Here is a 20,721-nt window from a genome sequence, read left to right as displayed (position 1 = left end):
GTGGGGTGACGAGCGGAGCGGACACACTGGGGTTCGGAGCTGAGCAAACAGCTGTGCCATGCGAGGGATGGGCGCGAACTGGCCTTCCAGGCCTCTTAGTTCACGATTTGATTTAAGTAATGAACCATCAGGGTGGCAAGTCCCGTGACGCGAGTTTCTTCAACTCGTGTGCGGGGAGCCCCTGTCGGCGGACCGCTCCAGGGGCTGCGACCTGGGGGGAAGAGGGCACCGGCGGGCGGAACACCGCACGGAACCGTCAAGGCTTGAAGACACGGGGTAGCGCGGGACGCTCCGGCCCACCGTCACGGAGTCAGGGCCGGGGCGCCGGAGCGATGGCTCTCAGCCACCCGTGACACTCCGTCAATTACTGTCCGTCGCAGCAGTCCCGCTCGGCGGGATCGACGGCCGGATCGACGTCCGGATCGGCAGCGGTCACGAGACGGCAGTAGCAGGACGCCTCGATCGGTACGTCCGCCACCGCGAGCGCGATCTTCAGCTGCTGGGCCACGATCTGCGCCTCCCCCGCCTTGCCGAGCCGGAGCAGGCACTCGTGGAAGCCGTGCAGGGACCAGACGTTGCCGGGGTGCTGCGAGGCCCGCGGCAGCGTGTCGTCGAGTCCGAGGTCGGCACGGTAGACGGCCTCCGCCTCCGCCACGCGCCCCTGTTCCAGGAGCAGTGCCCCGTAGGCGTGCCGGGTGGGCTGCATCCATCCCCACGGCTCGTCGTAGGGAAGGCCGTCGTCCAGCGCGATCGACCGCTCCAGCGCGGCGAAGGCGAGGTCGTGGTTGCCCTTGCGGTACTCCAGCTCGCCGTCCAGCATCGCCGACGCGATCGCGAGGATGTCGGCGCAGGTGTTGTTGAACAGCATGCGGGTCTCCGGGACCCGGGACACCGCCTCGCGGAACCGTCCGCGCTCCGCCTCGGCCTCGGCGGTCCGCCCGGTCGCGGAGAGGGCGACACCGCGGGCGTAGTGGAGCATCGCGGTCGTCACGCAGTAGAGCCGCGGGTCGGCGGGCAGCGGCAGTCGCAGGATGTCGGCCCAGCGGCCGAAGCGGATCAGCACATGGACCCGCATCGCGAGGAAGCTCTCCAGCCAGTCCGCCATGGGCGGACTCTGCACCCGCAACAGCTCCTCGGGGATGGTCGCCTCGAGTTGCGCGGCGGTGTCCAGAGCGGTCTTCGCCTGCCCGAGGAACATGGCCCCGTAGATCTTGAAGTGGAAGTCGTGCGACCGGTACAGGGTGTAGAAGTTCATCGCGCCCGCCCGCGCGCGGACCTTCTCGTCGGCGACGATCGCGGCGCTGTTGTCCGCCACCACGCGCCGGTAGTCGCCGCACAGCACGTCCAGATGCGTGGGCATGTGCTGGAGATGCCCGGCGTCGGGCACCAGACCGCGCAGCCTGTCCGCGACGGGCAGGGCGGTCTCGGGGGTGGGAGACATCTCCATCAGGTGGATGTACAGATGCAGGACCCCGGGGTGCCGCTCCCCCGCCTCGGTGGCGAGCGCCCGCTCCAGGACCGCTCTGGCCTCCACGGTCCGGGCGCCCTCGGCCGGTTCACCGGACCGCAGGTCCCACAGCTGCCACGGGGTGAGGTTCATCAGCGCGTCGGCGTAGAGGGCGGCGAGGTCGAGGTCGTCGGGGGCGAGTTCGTGGACGGTGCGCATGCTGTCGGCGTAGGGCGCGTTCCACACCGAGCAGTCCTCGACCGGTTCCGCCCGCGGGTACCGGGATCCGAGCGCACCGATCAGGGCCTGTTCCACCGGGGTCGCGGCAGCCGCCTTCTCGCTCGCGAGCCGCACCGCGGCGTGCGTGCGCTCGACCGTGCGGACCAGGTCCTCGCCGTCGAAGAACTCCCAGGGCTTGTTGTAGTTCGGGCCCAGCGCGTAGGCGATGCCCCAGTACGCCATGGCGCAGTCGGGATCGGCCGCCGCGGCTGCCTCGAAGCAGGCGACGGCTTCCTCGTGGTGGAAGGCGTACGACCAGACCAGCCCGCGGTCGAACCACAGCTGGGCCTCGGCGGACGCCGTCGTCACGGGGCGGCGGTGGGTGCCGAGATCGTAGTAGTCCATGCCGTTCTCCCGCACGCTTCGGCCGGCCGGGCGGCGCCAACGAGCCGGTGCCGCCTGGCCCCAGAGGTGGACGCGCCGCACGGGGCACGTGCTGTCCCCTCCATCGTCGAGCATCCGAGGGGCACCCGCCGCCGAAACGCACGGAGTCCACGGACGCACGGCGCCGACGGCTCGCCCGCCCGGTCCGCGAAGGCGGTCCGGACGGGCGGGCCGGTTCCGGGTCGGACCCGGGTCAGAACCGGGTCAGATCCGGGTCAGGGCGTGATCCGCCACTGCTGGATGTAGCCCACGTCGATCGAGGCCAGGTCCCGGACACGCAGCTTCCAGGTGCCGTCGACGGGCTGTGCCGAGGCGTCCACCGTGAACGTCTGGTCCACGTTGTCGGCGGAACCACCGCTGCGGTTCAGCAGCGAGTACGCGGTGCCGTCGGGGCCGACCAGGTCGACCGTCAGATCACCCCGGTAGGTGTGGACGATGTTGACGTAGACCTCTGTGGTCGCCGAGGCGTTGCCGCTGCGGCCCGTGATGGTGATGGGCGACTCGACCGCCGCGCCGACGTCGGGGATGTCGACACGGGTGCTGTTGGCGTAGACGTACGCGATCCGCCACTGGAAGGCCACCGACACGGCCGCGCCGGTGCTGTCGGTCACCGTGACCGTCGTGTCGCTGGTCCCGGTGGTGGTCGGGACCCCGGAGATCAGGCCGGTGTCGCTGATGGCCAGACCGTCCGGCAGGCCGGTGGCCGCGTAGGCCAGGGTCGCGCCGGTGTTGGTGGTGTACGCGTTCACCTGGAGGGACACTTCCTGGCCGACCCCGGAGGTCTGGTCGGCGACCGGGGCGATGTTGACGCCCAGGGCGATGCGATCGCCCACGTTGATGCCCGCCCAGGCGTCCGCGACGGCGAGGTAGGTGGGGCTGTAGGCCCCGAAGAGATCGGCCGCGGCCTGGAGGGTCGCGACCCTGGCACCGGCGTAGTTGGTCGTCGACGTCATGTACGTCGTCAGCGCGCGGTACCAGATCCGGGCGGCGTTCTCGATGCCGATGCCCGTCACGGCCAGACCGTCATGGGTGGGGCTGTCGTACGACACGCCGTTGACGGTCTTAGGGCCGCTTCCCTCGGAGAGCAGGTAGAAGAAGTGGTTCGCCGGCCCCGAGGAGTAGTGGACGTCGATGCCGCCCAGCGAGGAGTCCCAGTAGTCGCGGGAGGATCCGTCCCTGGAGGGCTTGTCCATGTAGCGCAGGGGCGTGCCGTTGCCGCGGATGTCGATCTTCTCGCCGACGAGATAGTCGGGGACGTCGGCCGCGAGGTCGGAGTGGAACTCCACCGCCGCGGCGAAGATGTCAGACGTCGCCTCGTTGAGGCCGCCGGACTCTCCCGAGTACGTCAGGTTCGCGGTGGCGCTGGTGACGCCGTGGCTCATCTCGTGGGCCGCCACGTCCAGCGCCGTCAGCGGCTTGGCGTTGCTCGCGCCGTCGCCGTAGGTCATGCAGAAGCAGCTGTCGGACCAGAAGGCGTTGACGTAGCTGTTCCCGTAGTGGGCCCGGCTGTAGGCGGCCACGCCGTCGTTGCGGATGCCGTTGCGGCCGAAGACGTCCTTGTAGTAGTCCCAGGTCGCCGCGGCACCGTAGGCGACGTCGACGCCGGCGGTCTGCCGGTTGCTCTGGGTGCCGTCACCCCAGACATCGTTGTCATCCGTATAGAGGGTCCCGGTGCCGGAAGTTCCCTGGTTGAGGTCGTAGGTGCGGTGGCCCGCACGGTCCCCGTCGACCAGCTGGTACGCCGATCCGGACGGCGTGGTGCCGAGCTGCACCGTGCCGCTGTACTGGCCCGTGCCCGAGCCGGTGTGCACGGCCTCGTACCGGGAGGCGACCTTGCCTGAGACCGCGTCGGTGACGACGTGCAGCTCGCTCGGCGTGCCGTCGTGCTGGAAGCCCTCGATCACCGACTCCCAGGCCAGGACGGGACGGGTGCTGGCGGCCCAGACGACGAGCCGGGGAGCCCCGTCGACCTCGGATCGCTCGACGGCCGCCTTCCTGCCCACCGCGAGGGCCTTCGCCGCGGCGTCGGAGGCGGCGATCCTCGGCTTGGTGGTAGCCACGGTGATGGTGGCACGGCCGGCCTCGGACACGGTGCTCCGGCCGTTCCTCATGTGGACGACCAGGTCGCCGCCGAGCACCGGAAGGCCCGCGTAGGTGCGCTCGTACCGCGTGTGGGTCGTGCCGTCCACGTCCTGGGCGACGTCCTTGACGAGGAGTTTCTCCCGCGCTCCGAGGCCGAGTCGCTTCGCGGTGGCGCCCACCGCCGCTCCGGCGCTCTTGACGAGGGCGGTGTGCCTGGCGGGCGACAGCGGGACCTGGGCCGCTCCGGCCCGGGGCTTGGCGACGGTCTTGGCGGGAACGGGGTCGGCGGGCGCGGCGGACGCGGAGCCCGGCTGGACGGCGAGGACCAGTAACGAGCTCGCGGTGGTGAGGGCGAGGGCAGCGGCGTGTCTGCGCCGACGGGCGGAGCGGTGTTGCCGGTTCAAGGTCATCTCCTTCTGCGGGGGGTTGGCCCGGGAGGGGTCCGGGCGACCGGACCGGCGGGGTGCGGCCGGTCCGCGGAGGGTCGGGAGGGAAGGAGCACCACACGAAGTGCCGCACGAACGCGCTCGCGGACTCGGCGGCGCATGGATCGCGAGGGGGCGGGGGCACGAGCGGGGGATGAGGGGCGCGGGGGGGCACCGGGGGTGGTGTGAACGAAGCGTGAACGTTCGACAGCAGAGTGACATCACTCCGGCGGTCTTGTCATGGAGACGACAAGACAACGGCTTGAACTGACCATTGCCTACTGCGAGTTCATCACGTCCGTCAGACCTTTTCGGCCGCTGTGAGGTGGCTGTGAGCGCGGCTGCCACCGTCGACGCGCACGGCTCGACGCCGGGTCACGTCCTGGCGGAGAAGCGTGCTCGGTCCCTGCGCTCAGGCGACCAGTGGGCGGTCTTCGAAGCACGCCCTCCTGAGCCCTGCCCTCGGAGGCTCCGCTCTCACAACTGACTCGCGTGGGTGTGGCCGTGCGACAGTTCCGGCGGGCAGGGCGGCGACTGGGGTTTGCGGTCGCGCAGCCAGTCGTGGACCGCGAGGCCGAGAGCACAGAGGATGGGCACGATCCCGGAGCCGACGGCGATCGCCACGGCGGAGCGGTAGTCGTGAAGGCCGGTGCCGAGCACCACGTAGAACAGCCCCGGCAGCGCGGCCGTACCGACGGCGCCGCCCAGCCGTTGGGCCGTCTGCAGCGCTCCACCCGCCGCACCCGCCATCCGCACCGGCACGTCCCGCAGGGTCATCGTGACGTTGGGCGAGATGACGCAGCCGCTGCCCAGACCTCCGACGAACAGGGCCGGAGCCGCGAACCACACGGCACTGTCCCCCGGCGCGAGCTTCAGGATCAGCACGGCTCCGCCCAGACCGAGGGCGACGGCGGCGAGTCCGCAGACGGTCAGCAGTCGGCCCAGCCGTTCCACCAGCCGCCCGGCCACCACGGCGGCCGCGGCCGAACCGATCGCGAAGGGGGTCACCGCGAGCCCCGAGCGCAGGGGGGAGTAGCCCTCACCGTTCTGGTAGTAGAGGGCGAACACCAGCCACACCCCGCTGAACCCCACGAAGTACAGCGCGGCGATGGTCGCTCCGGCGGCGTACCCTCGCGTGCTCGTCACCAGGCGAGGGTCCAGAAGGGGCCGGCCGCCGGCCGCCGCCAGGCGCCGCTCCCACCGCGCGAACGCACCGAGGAGACCCAGCCCGACCAGGAAGAGCCACCACAGCTTCCGTACGCCGCCGGACTCCGCGAGGACCAGCGGAAGCATCATCGCGAGCACACCGCAGCCGAGCAGCAGAACGCCCCGCAGGTCGAGTCGTTCCCGGCGGCCCGGAGCGACCTTGGGCAGCAGACGCATACCCAGCAGGAACGCGACGGCTCCGACCGGTACGTTCACGTAGAAGATCCAGCGCCAGCCCTGGGGGCCGTCGGCGAGCATCAGGATCAGTCCGCCGACGACGGGGCCCACGGCGCTGGATATGCCGACCGTGGCACCGAAGAGCCCGAAGGCGCGCCCTCGCTCGGCTCCGCGGAACATCTGCTGGATGAGGGCGGAGTTCTGCGGTGCGAGACAGCCCGCGGCCACGCCCTGCGCCAGTCGGGCCACGATGAGGAGCGCGATGGTCGGTGCGGCGCCCGCCGCGGCGCTGCACAGGACGAAGGCGGCGAGCGCGACCAGGAAGATCCGCCGTCGGCCGATCGCGTCGCCCAGCCGTCCGGCGGTCACGAGGACCAGCGCGAAGGTGAGGGCGTAACCGGAGACGACCCACTGGATGGACGGTGCGGAGGCGTGCAGTTCCCGCTGCATGGAGGGCAGGGCCACCGCGACGATGGTGACGTCCAGCAGGCTCATGAACCCGGCCACCAGGGTGACCCACAGGGCGTGCCAGCGCCGCGGATCGGCCCCCTCGGCCGCCCCCCGCGTGCTGTCCTCAGGTCCGTCTGCCTGCGTGTCCGGTCCCACGCCGGGGGCTCCTCTCCACCGCTCCCCCACCATCTTCGGCCCGTGCCGGCATCCGGCAACACGACATGGTGTCCGGCTCGCTCCGGAGGGAGCGCGGCCGGGTCTCGGCGTGGGGTTCGCACCAGGCAGCGGGGCGCCGGGGCCGACCGTGGGCACGGCGCCGTAGGCAGAGAGCCTTGCGCACGAAGCCATGGGCACAGGCCGTGGGGCCCGTTCCCCGGAACGGGCCCCACGTGGCTCGGTCGGACGGCCGCGCCGGCTCTCCTGCGCCTGAGCTTGTCAGTGCTTGAAGGCGTCCTTCGTCTTCTCCTTGGCCTGCCGCGCGTCGCCCTTCGCCTTCTCGGCCCGGCCCTCGGCGGTCATCCGCTCGTTGCCCACCGCGCGCCCGGCCGCTTCCTTCGTCTTGCCCTTGGCCTGCTCCATCTTGGCCTTGGCCTTCTGCTCTCCACTCACGACGTCTCACTTCCCCATCACGATCGACTTCGGGTGCCAAGGCATCGAGTGACCCCTCACGCCCGTGCCAAACGTGAAGATCCCCTATCGGTACCCGACGACCCGGCTACGCTCCGTGGTCCCGCGCGGCTCCGGCGTGCCGGAATGGATGGGCTGGGCCAGCCTGGATACATGGGCCCATGACAGTTCGATCCGTTTGGAGGGTCGCCCACACCATGGGCAGCCGGAGCGAGGACGACGCCATGGGTGATGAGGTCTACCAGTCGGAAGGCCCCGATGTCCGCGAGGACGAGGGCATCCTCGACCCGGAGGACACCCTGGAGGACCGGGGCTCGGATCCCTTCGACGAAGGATGGTCACCGCCCGAGCGTCCGCTCGCCGTGGACCACCGGGGTGTCACGCCGCGTGAGCAGCGCGAAGGGGAGACCCTGGACGAGAAGCTGGCCGAGGAGCGGACCGATCCGGCGCTGGAGGAGCCCCGTGCCGACGACGGCGAGGGCGAACCGGAGGGCGGGCAGGACGACGAGCCCCTGGACGACGAGGAGCCGGCGGATCGCACGGGTCGGCCCGGAGTCCTCGACGAGGGCGCCCACCTGGACGCCGAGCACGACATGCTCGCCGAGGAGCTCGGCATCGACGGTGCCGCCTCCTCATCCGGGGAGGAGGATGCCGTCCACCTGATTCCGGACGACGTGCCCGAACGGCTGCCGGACGAGGACGCACGCCGCCCCCCGGATGATGTGGTCCGCCGGCTGCGCTCCGAGACGGACACCGCGCCCTAGCGGTCGGTGCGCCCTCGCCGTCGGTGCGCACTGACCGTCGGTGGGCAGGCCTGGGGTGCGCGGAATCCTTCGCACTCGCACGGATCGACTTCTCGCACGGATCAACTGCTCGATCGCGTACGCATCGTCCCTTCGCGTCCGAAGGAACCGAGCCACCGACCTCGTACGGATTCGGGGTGACGGACCATCAGTCCTCGCCCCTGACGATGTTCCATTCCGGGGCGGACCGGTCCTGGCGTGCCGTCCGGTCGGCCGTCGCCGGAACACAGGTCCGCGGACTCGTGTTCCGCGGGCGGCGTGCCTTCGCCCATCCCGTTTCGGTTCGCATGGTGGTCCTGATGCTGATGTCCGCGGTCACGGCACTTCATCTTCCTTCTGTCTTCGGCCCCGGTTCCTTGTGTGCGGTCCCGGTCGCCACCGGCTGTCCCTGCGACTCCGGGCTGTCACCATCGGGTCCCCCTCCGTGGCGCGGAGAAACCCGGCCGGACGCCAGGAGGTGTCGGACGCGGACGGACACGCCCGCGCCGGTTTGCGGAGCCGTCCGCGAGGCCACACGGTGAGGAAGAGGGCGGTGACCGGCCACGTTCGCGGCGCGGTGCGCCCCTGAGAGGACGGCAGCGATGAAGCTCAAGGGCAACGCGAAGGCGAAGCAGATCAAGGGCAAGGTGAAGGAGTCCGTCGGAAAGGCGCTGGGCGACAGTTCGGTGCAGAGGGCGGGGCGACGTGAGCAACTGCGCGGCAAGGCACAGGAGATGACGGAGTCGGCCACGGCCCGCGTGCGCCAGTGGACCAAGCGCTGACCATGACTCTTCAGCATCCCGCCGACCGCGGTGGTGACGAACGGGGCTGGTTCGAGCGGTTCGCCGAATCGGGGTCGAGGTTCACCAGCTCGCCGGCCTTCTTCGCGTTCTGCGTCGGTCTGGTCTCCCTCACCGTCGCCGTGCACATCGCCGGCCTCGAGGAGAAATGGCTCCTGTTCGCCGGTGAGGCGATGACCGCCGTGACGCTGCTGCTCCTCGCGCTGCTGAAGAATTCCGAACTTCGGGCCGAGCGGGCGATCCAGCGCAAGCTGGACGCCATCGCCGCGGCGCTGCTGGAGGCGCAGGAAGGCGCGCCCGGCAGGGCGCACGAGGACCTCAGGAAGGTGATCCGCATGGAGGACGAGACCTAGATCCGAAAGACCCGGCAGCTCTCGGCGCGCCGCCGCGGACCTCGCCGTGCCGGCTCCCGGCTCCCCGCGCCGCAGCATCCGACGGGCGACCCCATTGGGCATCTCATCTCTACCCAACGGGTCAAGTACCCTTATATGATGGTATTGCACTTTTGCAGGGGAGTCCGGCGTGACGCTCCTCCCGGCGGGAGAGAAGCGCGTCTCACGCGGAGAAATGAGCCATGGCCGTATACATCTACTCGATCACGCCGAAGGACCATCCGCTACGACTCGACGGTCTCGACGGTGTAGGGGCAGCACCCTCCCGACTGCGCACGGTGACCGCTGGTCCGCTCTGCGCGGTGGTGAGTGACGCACCGGAGGAACTACGGCCGGAGCACGGGGACATGGGCGCCCATCAGGAGGTCCAGCAACGCCTGATGGCGGACGGCACCGTACTGCCCCTGAGGTTCGGCTGCACGGCCCCGGACGACGAAGCGGTCCGGCTCACGCTGGAGGAGCGCGCGGACGACTACACCGACCGGCTGCGCCAGTTGGAGGGCTGCGCCGAGTACCACCTCACGGCGTCGCAGGACGAGGAGATGCTGCTGCGCGAGATCCTCTCGGAGTCGGAGGTGGCCCGGCAGCTCAACGACGAGATCCACGACGGCACGGCGGACCCCGACGCGGCCCCGAGGCTCGGCGAGTTGGTGGCCCAGGAAGGCCGCACCCGCCACGCGGCCCTGGCCTCGGGTGTGACCGAGGCGCTGCGCCCGTTCGCCCGGGAGGTCGACGTCGGCCGCCCCGCCGGAGCGGACTTCCTCAGCGTCTCGTTCCTGGTGAACGAGGAGCACGACGAACTCTTCCTCACCACGGAGTTGAGCCTCGCCCACCAGATGGGCGAGGGCTTCGAGTTCCGGCTCGACGGTCCGCTGCCTCCCTACAGCTTCAGCTGACGAAGAAGCGGGCGGCCCCCGCGCACGGCTCGCTCCCGGCGCGTGCCCGCCCACGGGTTGCGGGCACGCGCCGGGCCGGCACCGCCTACCGGCCGGCCGTGTGCGGTTCCCGGACGACCGCGATGTCTCCGGGCGCGACCGTGACCGAGCCCGTCAGCGTCCTGCCGGTCAGGAGTTCGGTGGCCCCGGCCGGGACGGGCACCTCCGCTCCCTCGCCCGCGTGATCGATGAGGAACACGTAGTCGGCGTCCCGGCCGCGTCTCCGGACGACCTCCACACCCGGCGGCAAATGCCCGGCATCGGCGACTCCGGCATCGTCACGGACGCGGTCCAGCAGTGCGGCGAGGGTGTCCGGGTCGGGGAGCGTCGCCAAGTACCAGGCGACGCCTGCCCCTTGGGCGTTCCTCGTCACCGCCGGAACACCGGCCAGCGGCCCGTCCGCGTACGAGGCGACGGCCTCGGCGCCGTTCAGACGCACGCGCTCCGACCACAGCGTGGCCGTGGCGCCCGGGGGGACCTGTCCGCTCAACACGGCGGACTCACCGGGCAGGAGCGGGAAGAGCTCGTCACCGCGGACGCCGAGGGTCTCCCGGAACGCCCCCGGGTAACCGCCCAGCCTGATGTGGCAGTTCTCGTCGACCGCGCCGCTGTGGAAACCGACCGCGAGGGTGCCGCCGCGCTCGACGTGACCGCCGAGGTTCGCCGCGCCCGCCTCGTCGACCAGATAGAGGCTCGGGGCCAGCACCAGCCGGTAGGCGGAGAGATCCGCGTCGGGGCGCACGAAGTCGACGGCCACCCCTGACCGCCACAGTGGCTCGTACCAGGCGCGGACCAGTTCTTGGTACCGGAGTTCGCCGCTCGGCTGGGAGGGCAGCTCCAGAGCCCAACGGGCGTTCCAGTCCCAGACGATGGCGACCTCAGCCGTGCCGGTGCTGCCGCGGACCTCGGCCAGTGCCCTCAGATCGGCACCGAGGCGGACCACGTCCCGCCAGATACGGCTGTCCGTGCCCGCGTGCGGGAGCATCGCCGAGTGCCACTGCTCGGCGCCCGCCTTCGCGGCCCGCCACTGGAAGTAGGCGATGCCGTCGGCGCCGTGGGCCACATGGGCCAGGGCGTTGCGGCGCATTTCGCCGGGGCTCTTGGCCCGGTTGACGGGCTGCCAGTTCACGGCGCCGGTGGAGTGCTCCATGAGCAGCCAGGGTCCGCCCGCCAGCGACCGTGTCAGGTCGCCGCTGAGCGCGATGTCGATCTCCGAGGCGGGGTCGGCGGACATCAGGTAGTGGTCGTTGGAGACGACGTCCAGCTCCGGGGCCCACCGCCAGTAGTCCAGCGCGTCGAAGGTGTCCATCACCATGAAGTTGGTGGTGGCCGGTGTCGACGGGGCCGCGGCCCGCAGCACGTCCCGTTCCGCCGTGTACAGCGAGAGCAGTTCGTCGGAGCAGAAGCGGCGCCAGTCGAGCTGGTGCGTGGGGTTGGGGACGGCGCCGGTGGCGCGGGGCGGCAGGACCTCGTCCCAGTCGTAGTACCACTGGCTCCAGAAGGTGGTGCCCCAGGCGTGGTTGAGGGCCGCGAGGTCGTCGTACCGCTCGCGCAGCCAGCGCCGGAACGACTGGGCGCTGGTGTCGCAGTAGCAGGCCGCGTTGTGGCAGCCGTACTCGTTGTGGACGTGCCACATCACCACGGCCGGGTGAGCGCCGTACCGCTCGGCGAGGGCGCCCGCGATGCGCAGGGCGGCCTCGCGGTAGGCGGGGCTGCTCGGGCAGAACGTCTGCCGGCTGCCGTAGGTCAGCCGGCGGCCGTCCCGCTCCACGGGAAGCGCTTCCGGGTGCGCCCGGAAGAACCACGCGGGCGGCGCGGCGGTCGGGGTCGCGAGGTCGGCGGCGATGCCGTTCTCGTGCAGGAGGTCCAGCAGGCGGTCCATCCGCGAGAAGTCGTACGTCCCCTCGGACGGCTCCAGGAGCGCCCAGGAGAAGATGCCGACGCTGACCATGGTCACGCCGGCCTCGCGCATCAGCCGCATGTCCTCGGCCCAGATCTCCTCGGGCCACTGCTCGGGGTTGTAGTCGCCGCCGTAGACGATGCCGGGGACGGAGAGCGCGCGGTCGGCGGTCATGCGGCCCCTCCGGAGGACAGCAGGCGGCGGGTGGTGGCCACGCCCCAGGCGTCGAGGGAGAGCAGGCGGTCGCTGGAGGCCATCAGTCCGCCGGTGGCCTCCACGTGGGCCGCCCAGCGCTCGCGGGTCTCCACGGCGGGGCGGGCCACCAGGCAGTCGGGGTCGTTGATCCAGAGGCGCCGGTGCTGCCATTGGCGGCCCGAACCGGTGAACTCGGCCGGATCCTGACCGGGTTGACTGTAGTCGCCTGCCTCGGGGCGCCGGTGCGGCGCCGTGTCTGGACTGACCCGCATCGCGTCGAACAGGCCGATGGACGGGAGGATCGGCGCGCCGCAGCCGAGCAGGTAGGCGTCGGCGCCGATGGCCTCGCGGATCAGGGCGATGCCGGCGCGGTAGGCGGTCAGCGCGTCGGCTCCCGAGTGCCGTACACCGTCCAGGGCACCCGCGTAGAGGAAGTCGGTCTTGAAGTAGTCGTATCCCTCGGCGCGCAAGGTGGCGAAGACGTCGGTCAGATGGGCCCCGGCGTCGGGGTGCGTGGTGTCCAGGGCGTACAGGTCGTGGTCCCAGTTGTGGCCCGCGTGCAGGGGCGCGCCTTCGGAGTCGCGGACCAGCCAGTCGGGGTGCCGGTCGGCGAGTTCGCTGTGCGGGGCCACCAGGAACGGCGCCGTCCAGATGCCCGCCCGCCGGCCGCGCGCGCGGATGGCGTCGGCGAGGGCGGCGCGGGAGCGGAATCGGCCCGAGAGGGTGAGCCAGTCGCCGAGCGCGCTCTGGTAGCCGTCGTCGATCTGGACGACGTCGACGGGCAGGTCGAGGGTGTCCATCGCGTGGAGGTTCTCGTGGATGTCGTCCTCGGTGACGGCGGTGAAGTACTCGTACCAGGAGCACCAGACCGTAGGCGCGGGTCGCGGGGCGGGCAGCGCGAGTCCGTCGGCCCAGGCGGCGAGGGCGCCCTGGATGCCGTCCGGTCCGGCGTGGACCGATTCGGTGACGGGGCCGTCGGCGCTGATCTCGGCGCGGCCGTCCCGGACGGTCAGCCGGATCGACGGGACCGCTCCCCGCGCGTCCGGGGCGGCCCACAGCCGGACCGGGGACCCGTCGCCCGCGTCCAGCGCGAGTAGTCCCTCGCCCTGGAAGGTGGCGGGAGGCACGGTACGGCCGGGCCGGTAGCAGACGGTCGCCCAGTTGGTGTTGGCCGGACGATGGGGGATGTCGTCGAGGGCGTAGGAGCCGCTGGGGCTCCAGGACTGCCAGCCCTCCTCGTGGACCCGTGCGGTGCGCGGGTCCACGGGCACGCTGGCCACGGTGGTGAAGGATTGAGGCACGTCGTTCTCTTTCACGTGGATCGGCCTGACGCTTTCAAGGGGAGCCGTCTCAGCCCTTGTTGGCGCCGAGGGTCAGACCGCTGACGAACTGGCGCTGGAGCACGAAGTACACGATCAGTGTCGGGATCGCGGTGAGCAGTGCACCGGCGGCCACCAGGTTGGGGTCGGTGAAGTACTGCCCGGACAGGTTCTTCAGGGCGGAGGTGACGGGCATGTTCTCGCCGGTCGAGATCAGCACGAGGGCCCAGAAGAAGTCGTTGTAGATCCAGATGGACAGCAGGGTCGCGAGCGCGGCCATGGCCGGCCGGCACAGCGGCAGCGTTATCTGCCAGTACAGGCGCCATGCCGAGGCGCCGTCGACGAGCGCGGCCTCGGTGAGTTCGTGGGGCAGCGACCGCATGTAGTTGCTCAGGACGAAGGCGCAGAAGCCGGACTGGAACGCCACATGGATGAGGACCAGGCCCAGCGCGGAGTCGTACAGCTTGCCGCTGACGGTGATGCCGGGCAGGTCGACCAGGAGGTACAGGCGGTACAGCGGCGTGATGATGACCTGCTGGGGCAGCAGGTTGCCCGCGGTGAAGACCAGCAGCAGCGCCAGGTTGACGCGGAAGTCGAAGCGGCTGACGTAGAAGGCGACGCAGGAGGACAGGAACAGGGTCAGCAGGACGGCCGGGATCGCGACCAGCAGGGTGTTGCCGAAGTAGTGCGTCATGTCCGACTGCCGGAACGCGTCGGTGAAGTTGTCCAGGCTCAGCTTGTCGGGCCAGGACACATATCCCTTGGTGCTGGTCTCGCCGTACGGGCGCAGGGCGGCGTAGACCGCCCAGAGCAGCGGCGCGAGCCAGGCCAGGGACGCCCCGGCGAGGAAGAGGTGGAGCAGGAGCCGGGCCGGGCGCAGTGGCGCGCGCTTCTTGAGCGCGAGGGTGGAGGCGCTCATGATCGCCGCTCCTTCCGGAAGGTGGTCACCAGGTAGGGAACGATCACGATGAGCGAGATGACCAGCAGGACGACCGCGATGGCCGATCCGTAGCCGATGCGGCTCGACTCCCCGATGATGTTGTTGGTCACCAGGATGGACAGCAACTCGGTGCCCTGGGCCCCGCCGTTGAAGACGTACACCAGGTCGAAGGCGCGCAACGCCTCGATGATCGTGACGACCAGGACGATCGTGTTGGTCGGCCGCAGCACCGGGAAGAGGACGTTCTTGAACGTCTGCCATTCGTTGGCGCCGTCCAGCGACGACGCCTCGCGCAGCGACGGGTCGACGCCTTTCAGGCCGGCCAGGTAGAGGATCATCATGTAGCCGGTGTGGCGCCAGGAGGCGGCGATGAGGATCGCCCAGAGGTTGAGGTCCGGGTCGCCGATCCAGTCGATGTAGTGGCCGGGGGTGTTGGCCCCGATGACGCTGTTGATGAGGCCGGTGTCGGGGTTGTAGACCAGCTGCCAGACGAACCCGATGACCGCCATGGACAGGACGACGGGCAGGAAGAACGCGGTCTGGTAGACCCGGCTGAAGCGGATCTTCTTGTCCAACTGCACGGCCAGGAACAGGCCGAGTGGCGTCGGGACGATGATCAGCACGACGAACCAGACGACGTTGTGCTGGACGGCGGGCCAGAACTGCGGGTTCTGGGTGAAGAGTTCACGGAAGTTCTGGAGCCCGACCCATTGGATGGCGTCGAAGCCGATGCCGTCCCAGGTGGTGAAGGCCAGCGCGATCGAGGCGAGCGCGGTGACCCAGACGAGCGCGATGTGCAGGATGGTGGGCAGGCCCGCCATCAGACCGAGCGTGATCCGGTCACGCCGGGTCAGCAGGCGTTTGTGCCCGTGCGGCACACGGCTGTCGACCGATGCGGTGCCCGGAGGCGGCACGGCGGCCGCCTCCGGATTCTTGGTGGTCGTCTCGGTGCTCATGAGGAGGCGAAGATCGTCTTCTTCTGGCGCTCGATGGACGACAGGAGACCATCGATGCCCTTGGGGTCGCGGACGAACTTCTGCAGCGCGGGCTGCATCACCGTCGAGGTGAAGTCGGGCCGGCTGTCGCGGTCCATGAACTGGGTGAGGTGCTTGGCGCCGCCGATCATCTCGTACGCCTTCTTCTGCAGGGCGCTGTACGAGGAGGTGTCGGCCTTGGTGGAGGCGGCGACGACGTTCGGGTCGGACTTGAGGTAGATCTGCTCGGCGGCCGGGCTGCCGAGGTACTCCAGGAGCTTGACGGCTCCGGAGTGGTTCTTCGGGGCCTTGGAGAGCATGAAGCCGTCGGTGGGGGCCTCGACGGTGTCCTGACCGTACGCGGAGTCGATCTCCGGGAAGGCGAAGAAGTCGAGGTCCTCGCGGTCGGCCTCGTCGGTGAACTGCTGGCCCACGAAGGTGCCCAGCAGATACATGCCGGCCTTCTTCGACGCCAGGGTCTGCGCGGCGTCCTGCCAGGTGCGGCCGACGGCGCCTTCCTGGTGGTAGGGAAGGATCTCGGCCCAGTTGTCGAAGGCGGCGCGCACCTTGGCGTCGGTCCAGGACGCCTTGCCCGCCATCAGCTCGACGTGGAAGTCGTAGCCGTTGGTACGGAAGTTGATCTGGTCGAAGGTGCCGAGGGCGGGCCAGGCGTCCTTGTCCCCGAAGGCGATCGGGACCAGCTTGTCCTTCTTCATCTGCTTGCACAGGGCGATGAACTGGGACCAGGTGGTGGGGACTTCGTAGCCGTGCTGCTGGAAGACGCTCTTCCGGTAGAAGATCGCCCAGGGGTACGTGTAGAGCGGCACGAAGTAGTACTTGCCGTCCTCGCCCTTGCTGAGCGCCTTCATCGCGTCGGGGAAGTTGCCGCCGATCGTCTTCCACACGTCGTCGATCGGGGTGGCGAGCTTCTTGGCCGCGAAGAACTGCATGCGGTAGCCCGCGAACCAGTTGAACACGTCGTCGGGCGTGCCCTGGAGGTAGGAGTTGATCTGCTCCTGGAAGGTGTTGTGGTCCTTGGTGTTCACATCGACCGCGATGCCGGACTGCTTCTTGAACGCCGCGTAGATGTCGGCGAAGGCCTTCTTCGGCACGGCGTCCGACGCGTTGGAGCCGAGGGTGACCGTCTTGGGGTCCGCGGCGCTGCCACTGCCGCCGCAGGCGCTCAGCAGGGGTATGCCCGCGCCGAGCGCGGCCGCGCCGCCGATTCCGCGAAGCAGGGTGCGACGGCTGGGTGTCGGGGCGGACAGACCCGAGAGGGGAAGGTGCATGACGGCTCCTGAGGGCAGGGTTCGGTCAGCGATGGACGGCGGGGAGGCCGGAAATCGATCAGAAACCAACTCGACCGAACAACGTGGGCGTAATGACAGCCGGATGTCGGCGTGACGTCAAGACCTCACGTCCCACGTACCCGAAACGTGACCGACACGGCACGGGCCGACCGCGGCCACACCAAGGGGCCGGCCGCACGCCGGGACCACCACTCCGGACACTGACGGGCTTCACCGCACAGCTCAGCGGCCACATCCGGTGCGACAGCGGGGTGTTGGGCAGCCCGGAAGAAGCGATCGACACCGGGTGTTCACGACCCCCGCGGGCGACGGGCAGGTGCGGGGGCAACCCCGCGAGCCCTCGACGCCACCGCTCCGGACGGGCCACCGACCGGTCCGCAGGGGGCGGACCGATGCCATGAGAGGGTGTCGAATTTCGCGACGGAGACAATCAAAAGCCAACACTCGCTGAGGGTTTTTGTTTACAGGCAGCTCGAACGGACATGGGGACTGCTTCATGCCAAAGACCGCAGGCCTCAGCACGGGCCGTACGGCTGCCCACCCCTGCCAGGCGTTCGCCCGCCGCCCAGTCTCGCGCAACGTAATCGATTACGCTACGGTCCCTCGACATCGATCCGGCAAAGAGCGGGAGAGGAAAACAGGGTGCCTGAACGGCGATCCTCGAGGGACAGCGGCGTCGTACCGACTTCCGTCCGACGTCAGACCGGCGTCAGACGGACGCTCGCGCCACGAAGTCCGCGGCGACCCGCACGGTCCTCGGCCGGGTTCGGCCGTCGATCTGCTCCAGGAGGAGCCCGGCCGCGACGCGGCCGACCTCGCGCGCCGGATACCGGATGGTCGTCAGGCGCGGCCTGACCAGCGAGGCGAACTCGATGTCGTCGTGCCCCACCAGAGACACGTCGCCGGGGATGTCGAGCCCGAGACGCTCGGCCGTGTCCATCGCGCCGACAGCCGTGATGTCGTTGCCGCACAGCACGGCTTCGGGCCGGCGCCGGGAACGCATCAGGCGCTCGAAGCCCTCCGCTCCCGCCTCGCGCGTGTGCTCACCGTGGACGATGTGCTCCCGTGCGATGTGCAGCCCCGCCTCGGACGCGTGCTTCCTGACCCGTTCCAGCCGTGGATCGCCGCCCGCGGCGTCCTGCGGCCCGGCGATCACGCCGATGCGCCGCCGACCGGTGGCCGCCACGTGCGCCAGCGCCTCGCGGACCGCGGCGTCGGCGTCGGGAGTCACCAGATCGACCTCGCCGAACGGGACGTCCGCGCTGACCACCGCCGGGATCGCGGCACCGCGCAGTACGTCGAAGGCATCGGTGGCCAGCCGGAACGGCGTCATCACCACACCGGCGAACCGCTGCTGCACCGCCTCGCGCAGCAGCGCCTCCTCCTCGTCCCGCCGCGCCCCCGTACTGCTCACCAGCACGTGGTAGCCCCGGCCACGCAACTCGTCCTGGATCGACCGGGCGAGGAGCGCGTAGAACGGGTTGGCGATGTCGGGCACGACGAGGGCGACCATCGTGGACTTGCCCGTACGAAGGCTGCGGGCGACGGGGTTGAGACTGAAGCCGAGACGCTCGATGGCCGATTCGACCGACTTGCGCGTTTCCTCGGTGACGGGCCGTTTGCCGCTCAGAACGTACGAGACGGTCGCGGACGAGACACCCGCGGCCCGCGCCACATCGCTCATGGTCACCCGCTGCCGCATCCGCGTCCGCCCCTTCTCCGACCGCAACCCTACCGGCGCCCGCGCCGTCCCGGAGGCCCCGGCCGGCACGATTCACCCCGCGTCCTCGCAGGTCCGCGCCCTCACCCGGCCGGTCTTGCCCCGCCGTCCACGTCCGCGACACGCGCGTGGGCAAACCCGGCCGTCCGGACCGTCCCGGCCATCGGCGGACCGGCCGAATCCCTCGCGATGACCCCAATCCACCCGGGCGTCAACGAAATGCCCATAGTCACTCGATGGCGGCGGTCCGTGATCCAGAGGGGGCTCGCCTCCCGGCTCGTGGCCCAAGGCGACCATACTGGGAGAGCACACCGCACCCCACCAGCAAAGTGACTCATGCCGAAGTCCTCCACAGACCGTCCCACCGCCCCGGAAACAGTCTGGCTGGCCGCCGGGCGCCATACCGGCCCCGTCCCGCAGCAGGCGCTCCGGGAGCATCTGCGGGAACTGAAGAACAGCGAAACGATCCAGGACTTCCTGGAGACGGAGAACGCCTCGACGCCGGACGCTCACGTCTTCGAGGCGCGCTGGCTCGTCGACGACGACGTCACGGTGCGGGCGCGGCTCGTCACCGACGGACGTGAGCACGTGGACGCCGAGCGGCGCTGGACGCTGGCGGCCGAGGCGGAACGGCCCTGGGACCTCGCCTGGCCCTCGCCGGCCACCATGTTCTGGCCCGAGAAGAGCGACATCTCCTGGGATCGTGACGGCGTGGCCGGGCTGCGGCTCCAGGACATCAATCCGCTCCCCAAGGACGACGCCGCACTGCGCCGCCTGCTCAAGGACATCGCACGGCACAGCTGGAGCATCAACGTCGTCGTGCACGAGGCCATGACCCCCGATACCGACGGCCGCCTCCCGCTGACCCGGTTGCTGCCGCCCGCGCTGCGGCACCGCGTCGTGGAACACCGTGCCACGCCCGAGCAGTTCCACGCGGTCAACTGGGCGCTCGGGGACCTCGGAACGTCCGTGCCGCGCGGCGGAGCCGTCATTCTGTCCGGCACACCCGCCCGGATCGGGTACGACGAGCAGGCCTTCAGGGTGCGGAGCGTCTTCCTCGACGGCTCCGAACCGACGGAACTCCTGGACAAGGTCGTCCAGTTCGCGGCACTGCCCTGGCCAATGCCGGACGACGCGGCCGCGGCCTTCACCGCACTCCGGCAGGACTGGCGTCTGCTGACCCTCGAAGAGGAACTCGCCCACACGCGCGCCCTGGCGGCCTCTTACTCCGAAGCCCTCGACGCCATGACGAAGTCGCGCGACCTGTACCGCGAGGCGACCGAACTCGCCCACGCGGCGCTCGCCGACATGGCCGAGTACCGCGACGCGGCGTCCGCCGTGCGGGCCGCCGCGTCGGGACAGGACAAGCACCCCCTGACGAAGACGCTGCAGCGCGTCACCGACTCGCTGTTGCCCCGGCGTGCGCCACGCGTCGACACCCTCCAGGCCGCACGCGAGAGCGAGGAGCGGGCCCGCGAGACGTCCGGGTGATCACTGCGTACGGTCGGACCCGTCCCTCGCGCGGGTTCTCTCAGGCGCCCCGCCAGATGTTGGCGAACGCCGCGTTCTCGATGACCCGGCGCTGGCGGACGGCCTCCAGCTCCATCACCGCGTCGTGCACGGCGACCAGGACGGTCGTCACCGCCTCGTCGACGGCCGGGGTGTCCTCGGTCTGCTCGGCGGGAATCCCGACGATCGCGGCGAGGGCGGCGAGGACGGGCTCGTCCGCCGCCCAGCGGTGCATCGCGCGGCTGCGGGCCGGTGAGTCCACCAGCTCCATGCGGTCGGCGCCGAAGTGCAGGCGGCCACGCCGTTGCCGGGTGAGCTGGCCCGCCTGTTCGAGGTCCGTCTGATAGGCCGCCGACAGGTCGCGGCCCCTGCGCCACAGCCAGTCCTCGACCCGCTCGTACGGGACCTGCCGCACGATCGCGGACGCCGCCTCACCCAGAAGACGGTCCTCCGTCGTCGGCTGCCGGGTCGGCACCATCCTGTCACCGTCCAGCGTGAGGACCTCGTCGGCGAGGAGATCGATCACCTCCGCTCCGGCGAGTGCGAGCGACAGGTCGCCCTGCCCCACAGAACGGTCCGGCTCCTTGTCCATCGTGATGATGAACAAGTCCCTTGCCGTGGTCACGAACGGCTCCCCTCGGAGTACTTCGCCCGGCGCGACCGTCACGCATCGGATCCATCACATCCACCGCCCCACTGTCCGCGGGCGATCCGGTCGCCCGCGGAGAAGGGCACGTCACGATCGTGATCGTAACTCCCGGTGGCCCGCCCGTCCCTCCGGACGGGCCGGCCGCACACACGTCCGGTCCGGCCGGCGCACTGTGCGCCGGCCCGGCCCGGCCGGGGTCCCCCCCGCCCCCCCCCCCCC

At 70.4% G+C, this 20,721-nt stretch carries 16 protein-coding genes; 5 read left to right on the top strand and 11 right to left on the bottom strand.

All coding sequences use genetic code 11. The features are described 5' to 3' along the window. Window positions 1-364: 364 nt before the first annotated feature. The 4 genes from ACWD68_RS17925 to ACWD68_RS17910 form a co-directional block, all read right to left on the bottom strand. On the bottom strand, window positions 365-2,071 hold the full coding sequence (locus ACWD68_RS17925; RefSeq protein ID WP_451807382.1) for a hypothetical protein: 1,707 nt from the start codon (window positions 2,069-2,071) through the stop codon (window positions 365-367). A gap of 254 nt (window positions 2,072-2,325) precedes the next feature. Then, window positions 2,326-4,602, bottom strand: coding sequence for a M4 family metallopeptidase (locus ACWD68_RS17920; protein WP_451807381.1), 2,277 nt, complete (start codon window positions 4,600-4,602; stop codon window positions 2,326-2,328). Between the two features lie 492 nt (window positions 4,603-5,094). Next, on the bottom strand, window positions 5,095-6,639 hold the full coding sequence (locus ACWD68_RS17915; RefSeq protein ID WP_451807380.1) for an MFS transporter: 1,545 nt from the start codon (window positions 6,637-6,639) through the stop codon (window positions 5,095-5,097). 246 nt (window positions 6,640-6,885) lie between these two features. Further along, complete coding sequence (locus ACWD68_RS17910) at window positions 6,886-7,059, bottom strand: CsbD family protein (protein ID WP_451807379.1); 174 nt, start codon at window positions 7,057-7,059, stop codon at window positions 6,886-6,888. 215 nt (window positions 7,060-7,274) lie between these two features. On the opposite strand from ACWD68_RS17910, the gene ACWD68_RS17905 reads away from it, so the two are divergent. The 4 genes from ACWD68_RS17905 (at window position 7,275) to ACWD68_RS17890 (ending at window position 9,947) form a co-directional block, all read left to right on the top strand. Next, window positions 7,275-7,841 carry a DUF5709 domain-containing protein gene (locus ACWD68_RS17905; RefSeq protein ID WP_451807476.1) on the top strand — a complete coding sequence of 189 codons (567 nt, stop codon included), beginning with the start codon at window positions 7,275-7,277 and terminating at the stop codon, window positions 7,839-7,841. 620 nt (window positions 7,842-8,461) lie between these two features. Further along, on the top strand, window positions 8,462-8,641 hold the full coding sequence (locus ACWD68_RS17900; protein ID WP_451807378.1) for a CsbD family protein: 180 nt from the start codon (window positions 8,462-8,464) through the stop codon (window positions 8,639-8,641). A gap of 2 nt (window positions 8,642-8,643) precedes the next feature. Then, window positions 8,644-9,012, top strand: a complete 369-nt coding sequence (locus tag ACWD68_RS17895) for a low affinity iron permease family protein (protein WP_451807377.1) — start codon at window positions 8,644-8,646, stop codon at window positions 9,010-9,012. 221 nt (window positions 9,013-9,233) lie between these two features. Beyond that, window positions 9,234-9,947 (top strand): GvpL/GvpF family gas vesicle protein, encoded by a 714-nt coding sequence (locus ACWD68_RS17890; RefSeq protein WP_451807376.1) that lies wholly within the window; start codon window positions 9,234-9,236, stop codon window positions 9,945-9,947. A gap of 85 nt (window positions 9,948-10,032) precedes the next feature. Here the strand turns inward: ACWD68_RS17890 and ACWD68_RS17885 are convergent, their stop codons facing one another. From ACWD68_RS17885 to ACWD68_RS17860, 6 genes are all read right to left on the bottom strand, one after another. Beyond that, window positions 10,033-12,060, bottom strand: coding sequence for a beta-galactosidase (locus ACWD68_RS17885; RefSeq protein ID WP_451807375.1), 2,028 nt, complete (start codon window positions 12,058-12,060; stop codon window positions 10,033-10,035). Further along, window positions 12,057-13,382, bottom strand: coding sequence for a glycoside hydrolase family 36 protein (locus ACWD68_RS17880; RefSeq protein WP_451807374.1), 1,326 nt, complete (start codon window positions 13,380-13,382; stop codon window positions 12,057-12,059). Before ACWD68_RS17880 ends, ACWD68_RS17885 begins: the two co-directional genes overlap by 4 nt. A 49-nt stretch (window positions 13,383-13,431) precedes the next feature. After that, a complete protein-coding gene (locus tag ACWD68_RS17875; protein ID WP_451807373.1) occupies window positions 13,432-14,319 on the bottom strand; it encodes a carbohydrate ABC transporter permease in 888 nt (295 codons plus the stop codon). Next, on the bottom strand, window positions 14,316-15,296 hold the full coding sequence (locus ACWD68_RS17870) for a carbohydrate ABC transporter permease (RefSeq protein ID WP_451807372.1): 981 nt from the start codon (window positions 15,294-15,296) through the stop codon (window positions 14,316-14,318). The genes ACWD68_RS17875 and ACWD68_RS17870 overlap by 4 nt, the downstream gene beginning before the upstream one ends. Then, the gene (locus tag ACWD68_RS17865) at window positions 15,293-16,603 is read right to left on the bottom strand and encodes an ABC transporter substrate-binding protein (RefSeq protein WP_451807371.1); all 1,311 of its coding nucleotides are present in this window, start codon (window positions 16,601-16,603) and stop codon (window positions 15,293-15,295) included. The genes ACWD68_RS17870 and ACWD68_RS17865 overlap by 4 nt, the downstream gene beginning before the upstream one ends. A 730-nt stretch (window positions 16,604-17,333) precedes the next feature. After that, a complete protein-coding gene (locus ACWD68_RS17860) occupies window positions 17,334-18,326 on the bottom strand; it encodes a LacI family DNA-binding transcriptional regulator (RefSeq protein ID WP_451807370.1) in 993 nt (330 codons plus the stop codon). A 354-nt stretch (window positions 18,327-18,680) separates the two neighbouring features. Here ACWD68_RS17860 and ACWD68_RS17855 point away from each other — a divergent pair, with 354 nt between their 5' ends. Further along, complete coding sequence (locus ACWD68_RS17855) at window positions 18,681-19,835, top strand: hypothetical protein (protein ID WP_451807369.1); 1,155 nt, start codon at window positions 18,681-18,683, stop codon at window positions 19,833-19,835. 40 nt (window positions 19,836-19,875) lie between these two features. On the opposite strand, the gene ACWD68_RS17850 is transcribed toward ACWD68_RS17855, so the two are convergent. Beyond that, entirely contained in the window at window positions 19,876-20,478 is a 603-nt protein-coding gene (locus ACWD68_RS17850) for a GOLPH3/VPS74 family protein (protein ID WP_451807368.1), read from the bottom strand. Window positions 20,479-20,721 lie beyond the last annotated feature (243 nt).

The organism is Streptomyces sp. NPDC005141 (genome assembly GCF_053599975.1).
The sequence above is the reverse complement of the archived record's forward strand: the minus strand, read 5'-3'. Positions and strand labels throughout refer to the sequence as shown.

Bases quoted from the DNA above. Each gene is read 5' to 3' on its own strand.
- ACWD68_RS17925 (WP_451807382.1), bottom strand. From the start codon at position 2,071: ATGGACTACTACGATCTCGGCACCCACCGCCGCCCCGTGACGACGGCG.
- ACWD68_RS17920 (WP_451807381.1), bottom strand. From the start codon at position 4,602: ATGACCTTGAACCGGCAACACCGCTCCGCCCGTCGGCGCAGACACGCC.
- ACWD68_RS17915 (WP_451807380.1), bottom strand. From the start codon at position 6,639: ATGGTGGGGGAGCGGTGGAGAGGAGCCCCCGGCGTGGGACCGGACACG.
- ACWD68_RS17905 (WP_451807476.1), top strand. From the start codon at position 7,275: ATGGGCAGCCGGAGCGAGGACGACGCCATGGGTGATGAGGTCTACCAG.
- ACWD68_RS17900 (WP_451807378.1), top strand. From the start codon at position 8,462: ATGAAGCTCAAGGGCAACGCGAAGGCGAAGCAGATCAAGGGCAAGGTG.
- ACWD68_RS17895 (WP_451807377.1), top strand. From the start codon at position 8,644: ATGACTCTTCAGCATCCCGCCGACCGCGGTGGTGACGAACGGGGCTGG.
- ACWD68_RS17890 (WP_451807376.1), top strand. From the start codon at position 9,234: ATGGCCGTATACATCTACTCGATCACGCCGAAGGACCATCCGCTACGA.
- ACWD68_RS17885 (WP_451807375.1), bottom strand. From the start codon at position 12,060: ATGACCGCCGACCGCGCGCTCTCCGTCCCCGGCATCGTCTACGGCGGC.
- ACWD68_RS17875 (WP_451807373.1), bottom strand. From the start codon at position 14,319: ATGAGCGCCTCCACCCTCGCGCTCAAGAAGCGCGCGCCACTGCGCCCG.
- ACWD68_RS17870 (WP_451807372.1), bottom strand. From the start codon at position 15,296: ATGAGCACCGAGACGACCACCAAGAATCCGGAGGCGGCCGCCGTGCCG.
- ACWD68_RS17865 (WP_451807371.1), bottom strand. From the start codon at position 16,603: ATGCACCTTCCCCTCTCGGGTCTGTCCGCCCCGACACCCAGCCGTCGC.
- ACWD68_RS17860 (WP_451807370.1), bottom strand. From the start codon at position 18,326: ATGCGGCAGCGGGTGACCATGAGCGATGTGGCGCGGGCCGCGGGTGTC.
- ACWD68_RS17855 (WP_451807369.1), top strand. From the start codon at position 18,681: ATGCCGAAGTCCTCCACAGACCGTCCCACCGCCCCGGAAACAGTCTGG.